Below are 15,621 nucleotides of genomic sequence, written 5' to 3' on the forward strand. Positions count from 1 at the left end.
GCCGCGACGGCGAGACCGATACGCAGGCGATGGGCGAAAGCCTGCCGGGGGTCGGCGGGGTCGCAGCGGAGCGAGCGTGCGAGGCGAAGGATCTCATTCATCGCCGTCGCCCCGCTTGGCACGGCGGAGGCGGGCGAGCAGCATCTCGATGAAGGCCGGCCCGAAGACGCCGACGAGATAGGCGGCCGACCCGGCAGCGCCGCCCGCGGGGATCGTCTCGGGCGGCAGGCTGAGCCAGGCAGTGATCACGGCCATCGACAGGCTGCCCATGCCTGCGGCGATCAGACCGCCGAGCAGGATGTGTCGCAGCGCGTCGCGCAGCCGCATCTTCGTGGTCAGCGCGTTCGTCGCGCCGCCGAGCGCGCCCCAGGCGGCGAGGATCACGGCGGTCGAGGCCGCGAGTTCGCGCAGCACGGCGGCCACAAAGCTGCCGGTGTCGTTCATCGCCGGATCTCCAGGAGCGGAATGGAGGTGATCGAACCGAGCCGCTCGAGGTCGAGCGTCACGTCGAGCGCGTCCGTGTCGAAGCGAAGCGGGACATCGAACTCGAAGCCCGCAGTAACGGTGACGCCGGAACCCGGCGCGGTGGTGAAGGTGATGACGCCAGTCGTGGTATCAACGGACCAGCCGGAGGCCTGCGGGGTGCCATTCAGGGCGACGGCGACCGAGCCCGCGACCGGCTTGGCAATGTTCCGCACCCACGATTGGCTGCCCGAGGCGTAGCGCTTCACCAGCTGGAAGGTGGTCGTCGCGCCGTCGCCGGTGCCGATCGCCTGGTCGGTCGGCGATGGCGTGCCCGAAGGCAGACAGGACTTGTGGTCGCCCCAGTCCTTGAAGCGGAACCCGTGGAGCCTGCCGTTGCGGGCCTCGAAGAAGGCGACCACCGCAGCCAGATCGTCGACGCGTCGGATGCCATAGGCGACGTCGTAACGGCGGCGCGAATTGGCCCAGCTGGCGTTGCGCTCCTCGTCGCCCGAGGCGAGCTCGACGATCTGGGTGCGCCGCTCCGGCCCGCCGCGCGCCCCACGGCTGATGTTGTTCGGGAACCGGACCTCATGGAACGCCATCACATGCCCCTCCGTCCCAGCGAGACCGCCCGGGCGATGTCCGCCGCGACCTGCGTGCGCGATTGCCGGAAACTCTCGGCGTCGCGGGCCAAGATGGTGACGTTGACGCTGCCACCCGTGCCGTAGCTCTGCGCCTCCCGGCGCGAGAGCACGCGCTCGCCCCGCTGCAGGATCGCGGGCACCTCGTCGTGCCGAAGGCCGACAGCGCCACCAGAATGCATCCGGGGAGCGGCGGCGAAGGCCATGGCCGGGACCATGCGCGAGGGGCCGGACGATCCGACCATGCCGCCCGCGTGCAGGATATTGGCGAAGATCCCGCCCGCGCCTCCGAGCGCGCCCGAGAGCGCGTTGGCGATGGGGCCGAGGATGAAGCGCCGCGCCGCCAGTTTCGCCAGATCGGCGATGAGCGAGGTCACCAGATCGCGAAAATTCAGCTTGCCGGTCTTCACGAAATTGCCCACGGCGTTCTCGGCCGACTGGAAGGCGCCGACGAGGCTCTGACCGATATCGCCGCCGATTTCGCGCGCCTTGCTGGCGTAGTCTGACAGCGCCGCTGTGACCGCCTGCCAGCCGGTGACAGCAGCCTCGGTCGCGGGCTCGGCCGCAGCGGCAGCAGCTCCGGCCGCCGCACCGGCACCTGTCGCAGCGCGCCCGGCTTCACCGAGCGCCGTCTCCAGTCGTTCGGCCGTGCCGGTGGCCTCGGTCAGCGCATCCGCACTGGCCTCGTCGGTGCCGCGCACGGCGTCGCGCAGCGCCTGCCAGCTTTCGAGGGGCGCGCGGGCCCCCTCGGCCAGATCGCGCGCGGCCCCGCGATGGAGGTTCGCGGACTCGAGCGCCCGGTTCGCCGCCTCGGCCATGCCGAGATCGGGCGCGGTGAGCGGGTTGTTCTCGAAAGCCCGGTCGAACGCCACCTGCGCAGCTGTCGTGGCGGCACTGGCTGCGCCCTCGAAACGGTTCTCGATCTCGCCGAGGTCGAGGTCGGGCACCAGCGAGACGCGCCGCTCCGACCCGAGTGCTTCCAGCCCCTGGTTGATACCGCCGATGAAGCCGTTTATGCGCGAGACCACGCCGTTCAGCATCGCCTCGACGCCGTCGACCAAGCTGTTGGCGGCCTGGAACGCCAGATCGCCGATGGCGGCGGGCAGCAGACCCCAGATCGCCTTGATCGCCTCGTAGGCGCCCTCGAAGGTGTTCGCCGCCGTGTTGCCGAAAGCCACGACGCTCTCGATGGAGCTCTGCATGCCCGACGCGGCGTCCGCCTTCAGGTCGAAGAACATCGCCGTGGCGGCCGCGCCCGCCGCAGCGGCGCCCATGCTGATCCGCTCCCAGACCTCGACTGCGAGGTCATTCAGGAGCGACATCGCCTCACCGAAGCCGCCCGCACCGGAGACGAGGCGCGTGAACTGGTAGACGAGCTCACCCGCACCGACGATCAGCGCGCCGATGCCGGTGCGGATAAGTGCGCCGCGCAGAAGGACGAGCGCGGTGGCGAGGCCCCGGACCGAAAGGGCCGCGGCGGCCATCCCCGCCACCCAGCGTCCCGCGAGGAAGGCGGCGAAGGTGGCGGCATAGGTGGTCAGGCGGCCGATGTTGTCGAAGAGGCCGCGAATGGCGATGCCCAGCGGTCCGGTGCGGCTGGCGACCGCCGCCATGGCGTTGGCGACCGCTTCCAGCGCGGGGGCTGCAGCGACCGCCAGCTGGTTCGATAGCCCGCGCCAGATCAGCCCGAGCCGGGAGATCGCGTCGTTCGTCCGCTCGATCTGGTCGGCGTCCTGTTCGGAGACGACGACCCCGAAAGCGAGGACATCCTCCGTCGCCTGGCGCAGCGTCGCGGTGTCGATGCGCGACATGGCAATCGAGCCTTCCTCGCCGAAGAGCTGGCCTGCCACGGCGGCGCGCTCGGCGGCGGGCACGAAGTTCTCGATCGCCGCGTTGATCGCGCCCACACGCTGGTCCAGCGGTAGGGCGATCAGGTCGTTGGCTGAAAGGCCCAGCCGATCCAGCGCGTCGGCAGCGGGCCCGGTCCCCGCGGCCGCCTGGCTGAGACGGCGCGTCAAATCCTTGGTGGCCTGCTCGATGCCGGACATCGACACGCCCGCCAGCTCGCCCGCGCGCTCGAGCGTCTGGATCGAGGCGACGGTGGTGCTGAGGGACTGCGCGAGCTTGGCTTGTGCATCGACGCTTTGCAGGCCGGACCGGATCATCGCTACGCCAGCGGCGGCGGCAGCTGCCACGGCGGCAGCGGCGGCCACCCGCACCCGGCGCGAGAAAGCCGCGAGCCGAGCGTTGGCCGCTTCCATCTCGCGGCTGAGCCGCCCGAAGCCGCGCGACCCGGCTTCGCCCACGCCTTCCAGCTCGGCGCGAACCTGCCTCCCGCCCACGGCCGCGAGGCGAACGCTAACCCGTTTTTCCGCCATGGGAGTGATCCATCTGTTCGTTGAGTTTTGCGACCATTACCGCTTCGATGACGGGCAGCAGTTCGGCCATGGCGAGGGGCGGCACGCCGAGCGCGTCGCCGAGCACCAGCGCGGCCGACATGTCCCAGCCGATCACGGCGCCGGGCAGGACGCGCAGCTGGCCGCCGAGGCGGCCGACGAGGTCCCAGACCTGCCAGCCCTCCGGCGTTTCCGGACGGTTCAACCGCGCCGGGCAGTCCGGGCAGGCTTGCGCGCAGGCTTCGCAGTAGCGCTCGCCCCCGCCGAAGGACCATTCGGCGAGAGCGCGGAGGCGTTTTTTTCCTGTTCCAGCAGCAGACCCTTCGAGACGTAGCTCAGCTGGAACGCTTCGAAGATCGGCCAGACGTCGAGCAGCGCGTCGATGGCCTCAGGGTTCGGATCGATGGGATTGCCGTCTGCGTCGCCGATGCCCTCCCAGGCAAGTACGGCCCGTCGCGCCAACGCCTTGGCGAACGTTACGGCGCGTTCCTCGTCCGAGGCCTCCTCCGGAACTGCCTCGACGACCGGGTCGCTTCGTGTCGCCACCATCAGGGCGGTGGTCAGCGGGCGCAGCTGCACCCGCACGCCGGGGGCGAGGTCATGCCAGTGTGGCGCGTTGGTCAGGTCGAGCGTCAGCATCAGTAGGTCTCCACATCGTTCACGAGGGTGACGGTGCACATCCGGCCGACCACGCTGTCGCGGGCGGCCTGCCAGTCGAAGGTGGCCTGCACGCCCTGCGGCCCGGAAATCTCGATGCGCGGGCGCGGCAGGTAGACGGCGTGCACGGTGAAGGTGAAGCTTTCGCCGGAGGGCAGCGCGTAGCCGAACTGGAGCTCGCACGGATCGCCGTTGATCGCCTGCGTCACCAGTGTGCTGTCGGCGAAGCGGACCTCGATGGACCCGGTGAGCGCGGCGATGGACGGGTCCGCGCCGTCGATGCGGCCATCGTTCCGTATGGTTTCGATCCGGTCGAGGTTATTGGCGTAGGTGATGTCGGCCGAAATCACGTTGCCGAGGGCCGATCCATTCCGGGTGATCGATCCGTTGAAATGGCCGAACCTCTTAAGCTCCAGCGCGGCGGGTGTCCCTGCGCTGGAACTCGTGCCCACCGTCTCGCCCTGCGCGACCAGCCGTGCCGTTGCAGTCAGCAGGCCAGACCGCTGCATCTGCCAGGTGATCTGGTCGAGCACGCAGCCCGAGTACATCGCGTATCGCGGGACCTCAGGCATGCCGGTCTCAATGGACATGCTGGGCAGTGTCCACGCGCCCGACTGGAATTCGTGGCTGTACGGCGCCTCCACGCCCGTAGTCGTGGGTGAGCCAAAGGCCGCCTTCAGCCAGAAGCCGAAAGCCTCCGCGTCAAGCGGCACGACGACATCGCCGTCGGCCGTCACCGCGTCCTTGATCGGCGCCAGCGGGTCGCGTCCGTAGCCCAGCAGCTCCGAGTTCAGCAGCGGCTGCTCGGCCCCAAGCGAAGTGCTGGCGAAAGGCATGCGGGTGAAGCCGCCCACGGAGGGCGTTCCATAGGTCGTCTCGAACGCAAGCGCCATCAGCGCCCGCGCCCCCTGGGCTCGTGCCATGGTGTTCTCCTCGGGTTGTCGGGGTCAGCCGAGCGGGTCGGCCGTGGTGTAGTGCAGAACGACCGGGATCACGGCCGCCTTCAGGTTGGCCGCGCCCTCGACCGGCAGATCCACCGGACGCGGGGCTTCGGCCTCGATCCAGTCGCAGAGCCCACCCAGCGTCCGGTCGGCGGCGAGCGCCGAGCCGATGCTGGCGGTCAGCGTGTCGAAGGCGGCGTCACTGTCTGCGCCTTGCACGACCGCCTCGATCTCGACGCGGTGCTGGTAGTGGTAGGCGAGCGGCGACAGCGTCACCTCCGGCTCGCCCGGCTCGCCATCGCGGAGGATCAGCAGTCCCGCGGCCGGCACACGCTCGGGCAGCACCTCGCCGCGGAGCGCGGTGGCAGGCAGCGCCGAAAGCCGCGCGTGCAGCGCGGAGAGGATGGTTTCGCGTGGGGTAGGCATGATGACTTCGCTTGCTGAGCAGCAGTGCGCTCAAGTTTCGACCCGTTCTAGCTTTTCCTCGGCTCGGCTTCAAATTCGGCGCGAGCTGACGCGAGAGCCTCGTTGAACTGTTCCATCTCCGCCTCGATCGCCTCCGCCGTTGTTCCAGCAACCGCGGCGATGGATTCCATCGTCATCTCTTGGCGCCGCGGAACCTGCGTAAAGGCATAGAGGTCAGGTCCGATCTGAATGCCGAGTGGTTCGATGCTCATGTGCGCGAGCATCACGCGCAACTGGAGCGGATCCTCGAGATGACGCATAAAAGCATCCGCATCCGGCTTATCGCCGGACCAAAGGTCGTGAAGTGCGACTCGATGCACGAACTTCTGGGTACCAACCTGGTGCATTTGGCTGATGTGGGAATATCTCTCGCTAAAGAAACGGTTTATTGCGGCGACATCGTTGAAGTATACGCCTTCATATGCGCCCTGCATACTGAACGGCATCGAACTCACCACGATAGGGACGATCTGCAGCGTCGAGCAGTCCTCCTTCACTCTATTCGTGAGGATGTCGGGATGTTTCGACAAGGCGTCCGCCAGCCGTTGAACCTGTTCGACATGGCTCGCAGCGGACCGCAGAAAGTTGTAGGAGGCGATTGGGTTATTGCCAGACAACGACCGGTTCTTACACTCGAACACAAATAGGTAGGCTCCCCACGGCACAATGGCGTCATACTCGTAGGTCTGGCCCTCGCGACGCACCTCGAAGTGATAAACGGACAGCCCCTCTGCTTCGAGTGCAGCGCGGAATTGCGCCTCGAAAGCCTCCCCCTTGCCCTCAACGTCGAGCCCCTTGTTTGCGAGAGTTGAGAGGACAAGCCTGATCAGTAAGGCTTCGGAAAGCGCTGGCACCGCCAGGATGCACCAGTCGCCCGCACCCCGCAGGATTGGCGCGTCATAGATGTCCCGGCTGGACTTGGCGAAGCTGGCGTGGTCGATGAAAGTGCGCGCCTTCGTTCCAACAAGTCCATTGCGCTGGAGGACCTCTTCCAACTCAGCGATCATCATGCGCGGAAACGCACGATCCAGCGGTTCTGACGCGGCCTCAATGTTCTCATTGGCCAACTGCTGCAACACTGCGAAACCTCGCATCCACTCGCACAACCTGAGGCCGCCCAGGTCCGCCGGGTGGGTGGCGGCGTTGGTGCCCAGATATTCGCTGAGCATGATGAGACTGTGGATCTCCTCTGACGACACGTATCCGTGCGGCGGAATGGCTGCGCCGGGATCGATACCCTGCGCCTTCGAAAGCAGGTTGGTCTTTGCGGCCATGTCTAGGAAGGTCTGGCGCAGGCGCTCGCCTAGGCGTTCGTTGGCGATGGAATCGAGCACCTCCCATTCGACGCCCTCGGGGGTATGGGTGATGAGATGCGTGCCTGTAGGGAGACCATCCTCCTCGGTCGTCTCGCGTTTTTCGAGCGCGCCACCCATGTAGCGACACCGCTCCTCGATGAACTGCCACTGCTGCCAACCGAGCGCCGTGCCGTCCGCTGCACCGGCCTGCGCCATTTGTTCGTCAGTAACAGCTGGCAACTGTGGCAGCCGGACGAGATCGTCGGCGTCAAACCATCTGCTCCTGTGGGCGGCAAGTGCCACGTTCATTCCAAGTACAATGACGAGAAGCGACGTCGCCGCATCCGCCGCGTATCGGTGTCCGTCAGGCGTTTCGAGCATGACGCCCGAGATTACCAACTCCCCTCGTGCGCCCGCTGCGACGACTTGACTGCGAGTATAATCCCAGTTGCGGGCGACGTGGCCGAGATAGGCTGACACCTGTTCGGCCTGCGTCAAGCTTGCAAGCGGAAGGCCATCGATCATCGCCCGCAAGCCGGCATAGCCCTCATCAATCAGCGCGAAGAGCTCGAAGCGCTCCGCGACGGCGTTCGCGGCCTCGTCGCCAAGATCGGAACGAACCTTCGCCACCACGCCATTGAGGATCGCGGACCGCTTCCTGCTGTTGCCGGGATATCGGAAGACCAGCGTGCGAGCGCGCAGAACGAGATCAACGAGCTTCTTAGCCGAGTCTTCGTTGAGCTTGAGTGCCGCAAGGTGGGCCTCAAGGCAATTCCAGTCGAGCCTCTCTAGGCAATGGGAGACGGTTGCCTCGCGGAGGCGATCAGCTTCTTCGGTCATGCACGAGATCTAGCCTGCAACGTCGCGCAATACCACGCCGCTCCGCCTTTAACATTGATGCCGCAATCGGACGTTGGCGTTCCATGTTAGGGCGCTGATTCACGCCGCGCGACGTCTGCGGTTGCCAGCACGATCGTACGGGGTGCGCCTTGCGACCACTGATAACGTCTTACCCCTTCGAGCGAATTCTGCCTACTTCCACCCAATTTGCCACGATCAGCCACGGCACGCTGTCCAGCGCGCGTTCGGCGTCCCGCTCGAGATCCAGCCGCTTCGGCAGCTTGACCTGGGGCACCAGCAGGAAGATCGGCGCGGTGACCTGGTTACGACCGGTCTTCGAGCGCGACGCCACCGCCTGACCGCGGGTGTTGATCCGGGCGCGGTCGGCGACGAGCAGGCTCGGGCCGCGGCGCCGGTAGACAAACCGCAGCCGCAGACCGCGGCGGCGCTCCCATTCGCCGGGGGTGAGCTTGGCGCCTCGGAGGCCCCGTCCGGCGGCCTCGGTCGGGATCGCGAGCCAGAACCCGTCCTTCGAGCGGATCAGCGGGCCGGTGTCATGCGCGCCGACGATGACCGGGGCCTTGGACCAGACGAGCGCCGCGGCGTTCAGGCTCTCGCCGGCCTTGGGGTAGGTCTGGCTCCGGATCGAGGTCGCCAGCCGTCGCCCGAGTCCTGCGCCGGTGATCTGGCCGCGCCAGGCGGTCTTGAGCCCGGTTCCGGCCTCGCGCATGGCGGCGGTCACGGCCTTCTCACCCGCCTTCACCTCCGCCGCCATGGCGGCGACGAGGTCGGGCGTGATGTCGAGTTTCAGCTTCACGCGGGCCTCAGATCCACGGTCCAGACGAGCCGCTCGCGGTCGCGGACGGGCTCGCCCTGGATGAGGAAGGCCTCGCCGTCGATCTCGATGCGGTCGCCGGGGCGCGGGGTCGCCACCTCGGCGAGGCGCAGATCCAGCCGGGTGGTTTCCGACCAGATGCGCGCCTCGCCGAAGCCGGTGACGTCGTCGGGCCGGCGCAGGATCGCACGGACAAGCGCCGGCGCGCCGCCCTCGGCGGTGTAGACGACGTCTCGCGCGAGATGCGCGTCCGCGAAGAGCGCGTCGAGAGCAGCAGCGAAGGCGCTCATCAGAAGCTGCCGTTGAGGCGCACTCGGCCGATGGTGTCGCCGGCCCCGCCCGCCACGGCCTCGACGGCCACGCCGATCAGGGTGTTGTCGGTGGCGACCGTGGTGCAGCGCTTGTTGGTGTCGTCCCAGTAGATCTTGGCGCCGACGGTCCAGGCCTGGGAGCCGATCTTGGTGAGGTCGAAGACGCCGGTGAGCGCGGCCTCGACGGTGGCGCCGCTGGCCGCATCGCCGGCCGCGACGCCGAAAATGGCCCCGACGAGCAGGCCGTCGCCGGAGGTCACCGCATAGGGCGCGGTCAGGGTGAGCGTGGTGCCGGGCTGGACGTAGTTCTTCATTGCGGGGTCCTCTTGGATACGACGACGGGCGGCCCATCGGGACCACCCGTGCGTCAGGGATCAGGGTTCAGGGGGTGGCCCGGCTTACGCGCCGGGGTTCTTGTAGAGCCCGCGCCAGTCGATGGCCTTGGCGCCAAAGTCGAGGCGGCACTTGATCTCGACGCCGTCCACGTCGAAGCCGTTGCGCGTCTCGATGTAGGCGCCCTGCTGGCCCTCGAGATAGGCGTATTCGATGGTGTCGATCTGGTTCGGGCTCGCCGCGAGATACCAGGCGGTCTCGCTGGCCGCATCGAGCCGCGGCTCGGCGATGGGCGAAAGCGTGCGGATCGACTGCGGCACGACGTTGCCGCTCTGGGCGGGCACGAGGTTCTGGGCGACCAGCTGCTCGGCCTTCAGCTCCAGTGCCGCCGGCACGATCAGGAAGGCGGGCCGGATGTTCAGCACCGTCTTCTTGTCGAGCCCGGTCTGCTTGCGCATCGCCGCCCGCGCAAGGCCCACGCTGTCGACCCCGAGCGCCGCGCCGCTGCCGGCGAGGTTCTTGTGATTCGAATGGAACAGCGCGGTGCCGTCCGCCATCGCCGGGTTCGACGTCACGATGTCCCAGACCACGTCCGACTCGAGTTGCGCGATGGAGTTGCCGTACATCGCCGGGATGCGGGTGAAGGCGTCGAGGTCGTCGTTGATCAGCACCTGCCGGGTGATCGCGACGACGCGGCCGTAGGTCTCGATGCGGTAGCTTTCCTTGCTCTCGCCCAGCGTGCCGCGCTTGAACTCGCCGCTTTCGCCGACCTTCAGGAGCTGCGGCGCCTCGCCCAGCTGGACGCGGTGCATGGCCTTGAAGTCGGTCGCCAGCACCTGCCGGCAGAAGAGCGGAAAGGTCCGCGGATAGGCCTCGTAGGCCTGGCGCAGCGTCTTGTTGGTGACAGCCGCGAGGATCTCGGGGAAGTCCGAGGTCGAGTGCAGCGCGCGTGTCGCCACCTCGTCGCGCGAGAGGCCGCGGGTGCTGGCGCCCGCCGTCTCTAGGCTTTCACGGGCGAGCTCCATCAGCGTCATGCCGCGATACTCGCGCGCGGCGTCCTCCAGCGGGAAGAGCGTCGGGCTGTAGCGATGCAGGAGCGCGTTCGAGATCGCCTCGCGTCGCGTGACCGTGGCGTCGCGCCCGCCAAGCGGGATCGAGACATGGGGGAAGGTCCGGGTCTCATCCGCCTTGGCGGCGACCTGATCGAGGATCAGCCGGCGGGCTTCGTCGATGGAGACGCCGCGCTTGATCAGGTCGTCGGCGAAGCCGCGCTCGAGATGGAGCTTGTCGGCCAGCCCATGGATGGTGGAGACGCGCTCGCGCTCCTGCGCGCGTGCCTCGCTGACCAGCGCATCCGTGTCGACGCTGCGGGCGCGATCCTCCGGCGCATTGTCGGGCACGGACTTCGTCGCCTTGGGCTTCGTGTCGGCGGCGCGCGTTTGCGGTTCGGCAGCGCCGGTCTTGTCGTCGGTCATCTGGGTCTCCTCGGGCGCTGCCGTGGGGTTGCTCTTCTGCTCGGCCGTGTCGGCCGGGGTCTGGGTCTTGTCCGTCATCGGGGATGCTCCTTCGCTGGTGGGCGCGCCCCGGCGGTGGAGGACGCAGTCGTGATATTCGCTGTTGGAACGGAAGCCGGCGGCGGGGTCGGCGCCCACGGGCACGGCGGAGATCTCGAACGGGGTCCAGTCCACCGCCCGCCAGAGCTCGCGCTGGCCGTCGGGCTTCGAGATCTCGAAACGGTGAACCTGGTAGCCGATGGAGACCGCGCGGATGTGCCCGGCCTCGATGTCGCGCCAGATGTCGCCCACGGCGTCGCGCTCGGAGAGGCGGATGCGCGCGATGCCCTGTCCGTTCACGATCCGCGCCGAGCCAGGCACGACCGACCCGATCACCGCATCGAGATCGTGCACCTCGTGCACCTTGAGGAACGGTGCGCCGGCATTCAGCCGCTCGAGCCGCACATGCTCGGGCGCCATGCTGAGCTCCTCGTCATGAGGCTCGCCGAAGAGCGCGGCGCGCCTCACCCGGGCGCCGGTCGACCAGATCACCTCGACGCTGCGGGTCTCCGGGTCGATGCTGTTCGGCGCAAGCTCCGCCGACCGGCGGAACGCCGGCAGTTCGATCGTCTGCTCCATGATTGGATCCTCGTCAGGCCGCGTCCGCGTCCGGGTCATCCGGATCGGTCGCGGGGTCGGCTAGCGCATTGGCTTGCGCGCTGCCGGTCTTCGTGACCCGGCGCGGGTCGCTGTCGAGCACGAGGCCCAACTCGTCGAGCTTCGCGTTCGTGGCCGCGATCTCGGCCAGAACCGCGTCGGGGTTGCGGCCCTGCCGGGCGATGGCTTCGGCCAGCGTCATCGTGCCGGAGCGGATGGCCAGCAGGTCGGCCATCGCGTCCTTCTGCGGATCGACCGCCTCGAACTTCGGCGGCGACCACTCCACCGGCACGTCCGGCGTCGGGATGCGGCCCGCCGCCCACGCGGCCTCCGTGAACCAGCGCCAGACTGGCGCGCAGAACATCGGGATGAAGAGCTGCCACTGCACCGCGTCGATCATCCGTCGGAACTCCACGAGGCCGGCGCGGATCGAGGAGTAGTTGACCTGGGACAGGTCCCCCGTCAGCAGCTCGTATGGCACGCGGAAGCCGGCCGAGATCGTGTGCAGGCTCGCCCGCTTGTACTCGCCATAGCCACCCGTGGCCGCGGGCTGGTTGAAGCGGATGTCCTTGCCGCCGCGGGCATAGGCGATCAGCCCCGGCTCGAATTGCTCGACGCGGTTGCCGTCCGCATCGACCACCGCAGGCGCGATGCCCTGCTGGGCTTCCTCGTCGCCGAAGACAATGGCGGTGACGCAGGCCTCGGTCTTCTTGCGAACGATCTCGGCCACCTCGTAGTCGTCGAGATCGCGAAGCGCGCGGATCACCGGCGCGCCCCAGGGAACACCGCGCGCCTGCGTGCGCTGCTTCTCGTAGACATGGGCGATCTCGGTCGCGGGGACCGCGCGGCTGGTCAGCCCGCCGGTCAGGCTGAGCGTCGCGTCGCCCGGATGCGCGCCGAAGAGCCAATAGGCCCGGCGCCGGCCGAGCGCGTCGAACTCGATGCCCTGTACCGCCTGGCCCGCGCCGAGCGCCCCGTTGCGGGTCGCGTCAAGGAAGTCGGCCTCGAGCAGCTGCAGCTGCACGGGCGGCAGGACGCCGTCGCCGGGGCGGCGCGGGCGACGGCGCACCAGCACTTCGCCAGCTTCCACCATCTCGCGACAGGCGAGCGTCTGCAGGCCGTAGAAGTCGAGTTGGCCGTCCGCATCGCAGCCCCGCGCCCAGATCTCGAAGAGCCGGTCCACTTCGCGGTCGAGGGTCGCGTCGCCGCTGGCGGCACGCGGCATGATCCCGGCGCCGACGATGTTGTTCACGAGCACCGAGACCGCTTTTGCGGCATGCGGGTTGTTGCGCACCAGGTCGCGCATCCGGTCCCGCAACAGCGCCCCGGCGCGGCCGATCTCGGCGTCGGCCGAGGATCCCGGCGCGTGCCAGCCATCCGTCCTTCGTCCGCGGGCCGCGCCCTCGTAGGAGCGGGCGAGTCCGTCGAAAGCCTGCCGCGCCAGCACTCGGCGCGTGGCCGTGCGCGGGGCGACCGAGGCGATGGCCCTTTCGAACCACGAGACCATCAGCGGTCCCCTCGGGAGAAGCCGGCGAAGCCCGCGATGGGCCGTGCCGTGACGCCGGCGATCTGGCGCTCGATGGTCCGGATGCGCCCGAGCAGATCCTCGGCCGAGCCGTAGTCCACGGTCTTGCCATCGTAGCTCACGCGGGTCGTGCCGCTCGCATAGGCGCGCCGGAGTGCTGCGAGCTCCGCTTCCGTCCAGTCCGCCATGTCAGAACCATCCTTCCCGCCGTCCGAGCCAGTCGGAGCGGCGCTTGCCTTGCGGGCCCGCGTCAGGCCGCCCAATCAGGCCGGCCGGGCTCTCCGTCCCGCTCGGCACGCCGAGCTGCGCTTCGAGATCGGCCCATGTCGCCTCGGGCCAGCGATCCGCGCCCGCGATCCAGGCGGCGGCGCGGGCATAGACCCGGCAGTCCAGCGCCTCGTTGCGCTCGCGGAGCTTCTGCCATTCGAGCTTCGCGAAGCCGCGCCGGTTGCGCACCGTCACCAGCTGCTCGGCCGTCAACTGCCGGATCCACTCGGTGTCGGCCCAGCCGGGCAGATGCATTGTGCCGGGCGGGAACGCCGCTCCGTCCTCCAACTCCTCAGCCGTCGGCCGCGCCAGCCGCAGGAAGCGATAGGTCTCGGCCTTGAAGGTCGAGGTGGCCACGGTCCAGAGCCGCGCGCCGCGACGCAGGCGCTTCCCGCCCGCGGTCGCGTCCACGAAGGTCGGCCCCGAGACGGGGCTCGACCGGTTGAACCCTTCGAGCCCCTTCACGGGCGCCACCTGCGCGAAGCCGACCGAGCGCGCCCAGCCATAAACCGCCGCCGTCTCGTAGCCGGTGTCGATGGCGAGCCGCGCGAGGCTCAACTCTGCGCCGCCGGCGTGCCGCCAGCTGCGCCCGAGAAGATCGGTCAGCGCGTCCCAGCACTCGGGGCGCGCCGGCCCTCCCTCGATCACGACGTGATCGACGAGCCAGCTTTCCAGCCCGCGACCCCAGGCCCAGACATCGACCTCGATACGGTCCTTCTGCACGTCGGCGCCCGCGGTCAGGAACAGACCCTTGTCCGGAACGGTCCCCGCCGGCCAGTCCTCGCGCCGTTCGGCGATCCGCTGCCAGTCCGGCGCATCGCCGGTCTCGATCCAGGTCTCGCCGAGCACCGTGTTGCGGAACACCCGCTCGGCCTCGTCGGACCCCGCCGCCGTCTCCTTGTCCCGCGCGATGTCGGCCCAGCTCTTCCACCCCGGCGGCGAATAGAGCGCCGAGAGATGGAACCCCACCGTCCGCGCATCGCCGGGCTCTGCGGTCGCCCGCCATTCGCCCGCGGCCAGCATCGCCGGCTTGTGGTGATCTTCGATCCGCTCGTCGCAGGCATCGCAGTGATACGCCGCCGTCTCCGGTTTGCCCTTCACCCATCGCAGCCGCTCGAACCGCAGCCACTGCATCGCGCCGCAATGCGGGCACGGCAAGAAGAACCGCCGCTGGTCGCTTGCCTCGTATTCCCGCTCGATCCGGCTGACGCCGCGGATCGTCGGCGTCGAGACCAGGAAGACCTTGCGCCGGTGCGCGAAGGTCAGCGAGCGCGCCTCGGCGAGCCCGACCGGGTCGCCTTCCTCGTCAGCCGAGGCGGGATAGGCGTCGACCTCGTCGAGGAACACGTAGCGCGCCGGCATCGAGCGCAGGCCCACCGCCGAGTTGGCGCCGGTCATCACAAGCACGCCGCCCGGGAAATCCTTCGACAGTTGCGTGTTGCCGCTGTCGCGCGCCCGCGCCGGGCGGACGCGTTCCTTCAGCGCCGGGCTCTCCTCGATCAGCGGGTCGATCCGCTGGCGCGAGTTACGCTTGGCCAGTTCCACCGTCGGCTGGACGGCAAGCATCGGCCCCGGCGCGTGGTGGATCACGAAACCGATCCAGTTGTTGCCGGCCTCCGTCGCGCCCACCTGCGCGGCCTTCATGAACACCACCCGCTGCGTCGGATCGCCCGGCGAGAGCGCGTCCATGATCGCGCGCATGTAGGGCGTGCGCTCGGTGCGGTAGCGGCCGGGCTCCGCGCTCGCGCGCGAGCTCAGCCAGCGATGGGTATCCGACCATTCCGAGACGGTCAGCCAGGGATCGGGTGTGAGCCCGCGGCCCCAGGCCCGGAGCAGCGCGTCCGCCCCGTCGAACGCAGTGACCTCGTCAGAGGGCGATCCGGGGCTGGGCGAGTTCCTCGAGATGGGCGCGGACATGGGCCTCCAGAACCTTCTGCACGGCCGCCGTCTCGATGGTCACCTCGTGGCCTACCGCTTCGCTGCTTGAGGCCGTCAACTCCGCCGCCATCAGCGCTGCCACCCGCGCCGGCCAGTTCACCCACGCGTCGCGTTCCTCTCGCGCGAGCCGGAAGACCAGCGCCGTGGCGCGGTCGCGATCGACGAGCTCGCCCTTCAGCTTGGCGAGCCGGATGCGCCGCTCCTGCGCCTTCAGCACCTCGTGCGCCGTCTTCGCCTGCAGGAAAGTCGTCCCGCCACCCGTCGCGGGTGCGGCGAGCCCCTGTTCCTTCAGCGTGTCGCCGACCGCCGAGACGGCCGCCTCCGGCACCGGCTTCAGCTTCGGAGCGGGCGCTTTCCTGGTCTTCGACAGGTCGGTCGTCTCGGCCCGAAGCCGGTCCGAGGCCGCGGTGTCGATACTGCCATCCTCGTGCAGGACGAGCCGACCGGCGGCCTTCGCCTTCTGGATCGCGCCGCGCGACAGCCCGACATGGGCGGCGTACTGGCGCTCGCTCATGCCCTGCATCGCCAGCCCCGATTATCATTCAAAGTCAGTTGCTTATCG

At 68.8% G+C, this 15,621-nt stretch carries 16 protein-coding genes; all 16 read right to left on the minus strand.

The annotated features are described in order from the left end of the window. Positions 1-93 precede the first annotated feature (93 nt). The 16 genes from ACW9UR_RS06845 to ACW9UR_RS06920 all read right to left on the minus strand — a co-directional run bounded on the left by ACW9UR_RS06845 (position 94) and on the right by ACW9UR_RS06920 (position 15,582). Positions 94-444 carry a hypothetical protein gene (locus ACW9UR_RS06845; protein ID WP_458916207.1) on the minus strand — a complete coding sequence of 117 codons (351 nt, stop codon included), beginning with the start codon at positions 442-444 and terminating at the stop codon, positions 94-96. Continuing rightward, complete coding sequence (locus tag ACW9UR_RS06850) at positions 441-1,067, minus strand: phage distal tail protein, Rcc01695 family (protein ID WP_458916209.1); 627 nt, start codon at positions 1,065-1,067, stop codon at positions 441-443. Before ACW9UR_RS06850 ends, ACW9UR_RS06845 begins: the two co-directional genes overlap by 4 nt. Then, entirely contained in the window at positions 1,067-3,484 is a 2,418-nt protein-coding gene (locus ACW9UR_RS06855; RefSeq protein WP_458916210.1) for a phage tail tape measure C-terminal domain-containing protein, read from the minus strand. Before ACW9UR_RS06855 ends, ACW9UR_RS06850 begins: the two co-directional genes overlap by 1 nt. Then, positions 3,465-3,707, minus strand: coding sequence for a DUF7697 family protein (locus ACW9UR_RS06860; RefSeq protein WP_458916211.1), 243 nt, complete (start codon positions 3,705-3,707; stop codon positions 3,465-3,467). The genes ACW9UR_RS06855 and ACW9UR_RS06860 overlap by 20 nt, the downstream gene beginning before the upstream one ends. Then, the gene (locus ACW9UR_RS06865; RefSeq protein WP_458916212.1) at positions 3,704-4,141 is read right to left on the minus strand and encodes a hypothetical protein; all 438 of its coding nucleotides are present in this window, start codon (positions 4,139-4,141) and stop codon (positions 3,704-3,706) included. The genes ACW9UR_RS06860 and ACW9UR_RS06865 overlap by 4 nt, the downstream gene beginning before the upstream one ends. Continuing rightward, positions 4,141-5,082 carry a phage tail tube protein gene (locus tag ACW9UR_RS06870; RefSeq protein ID WP_458916213.1) on the minus strand — a complete coding sequence of 314 codons (942 nt, stop codon included), beginning with the start codon at positions 5,080-5,082 and terminating at the stop codon, positions 4,141-4,143. The genes ACW9UR_RS06865 and ACW9UR_RS06870 overlap by 1 nt, the downstream gene beginning before the upstream one ends. Before the next feature lie 24 nt (positions 5,083-5,106). Continuing rightward, on the minus strand, positions 5,107-5,526 hold the full coding sequence (locus tag ACW9UR_RS06875) for an acyl-CoA transferase (RefSeq protein ID WP_458916214.1): 420 nt from the start codon (positions 5,524-5,526) through the stop codon (positions 5,107-5,109). Between the two features lie 47 nt (positions 5,527-5,573). Beyond that, positions 5,574-7,700: a nuclease-related domain-containing protein gene (locus ACW9UR_RS06880; RefSeq protein ID WP_458916215.1), complete on the minus strand. Its 2,127-nt coding sequence runs from the start codon at positions 7,698-7,700 to the stop codon at positions 5,574-5,576. Between the two features lie 169 nt (positions 7,701-7,869). Continuing rightward, on the minus strand, positions 7,870-8,517 hold the full coding sequence (locus ACW9UR_RS06885; protein WP_458916217.1) for a DUF6441 family protein: 648 nt from the start codon (positions 8,515-8,517) through the stop codon (positions 7,870-7,872). Further along, positions 8,514-8,825 carry a head-tail joining protein gene (locus ACW9UR_RS06890; RefSeq protein WP_458916218.1) on the minus strand — a complete coding sequence of 104 codons (312 nt, stop codon included), beginning with the start codon at positions 8,823-8,825 and terminating at the stop codon, positions 8,514-8,516. The genes ACW9UR_RS06885 and ACW9UR_RS06890 overlap by 4 nt, the downstream gene beginning before the upstream one ends. Further along, positions 8,825-9,160 (minus strand): DUF2190 family protein, encoded by a 336-nt coding sequence (locus ACW9UR_RS06895; protein WP_458916219.1) that lies wholly within the window; start codon positions 9,158-9,160, stop codon positions 8,825-8,827. The genes ACW9UR_RS06890 and ACW9UR_RS06895 overlap by 1 nt, the downstream gene beginning before the upstream one ends. A gap of 84 nt (positions 9,161-9,244) precedes the next feature. Continuing rightward, entirely contained in the window at positions 9,245-11,311 is a 2,067-nt protein-coding gene (locus ACW9UR_RS06900) for a prohead protease/major capsid protein fusion protein (RefSeq protein ID WP_458916220.1), read from the minus strand. A 13-nt stretch (positions 11,312-11,324) separates the two neighbouring features. Next, positions 11,325-12,836, minus strand: coding sequence for a phage portal protein (locus tag ACW9UR_RS06905; protein ID WP_458916221.1), 1,512 nt, complete (start codon positions 12,834-12,836; stop codon positions 11,325-11,327). Next, entirely contained in the window at positions 12,836-13,042 is a 207-nt protein-coding gene (locus ACW9UR_RS06910; protein ID WP_458916222.1) for a phage head-tail joining protein, read from the minus strand. The genes ACW9UR_RS06905 and ACW9UR_RS06910 overlap by 1 nt, the downstream gene beginning before the upstream one ends. A 1-nt stretch (position 13,043) precedes the next feature. Further along, on the minus strand, positions 13,044-15,038 hold the full coding sequence (locus ACW9UR_RS06915) for a phage terminase large subunit family protein (RefSeq protein ID WP_458916223.1): 1,995 nt from the start codon (positions 15,036-15,038) through the stop codon (positions 13,044-13,046). Then, positions 14,989-15,582 (minus strand): hypothetical protein, encoded by a 594-nt coding sequence (locus ACW9UR_RS06920; protein ID WP_458916224.1) that lies wholly within the window; start codon positions 15,580-15,582, stop codon positions 14,989-14,991. Before ACW9UR_RS06920 ends, ACW9UR_RS06915 begins: the two co-directional genes overlap by 50 nt. Between the last annotated feature and the right edge of the window lie 39 nt (positions 15,583-15,621).

It is taken from the genome of Halovulum sp. GXIMD14794, assembly GCF_054457455.1.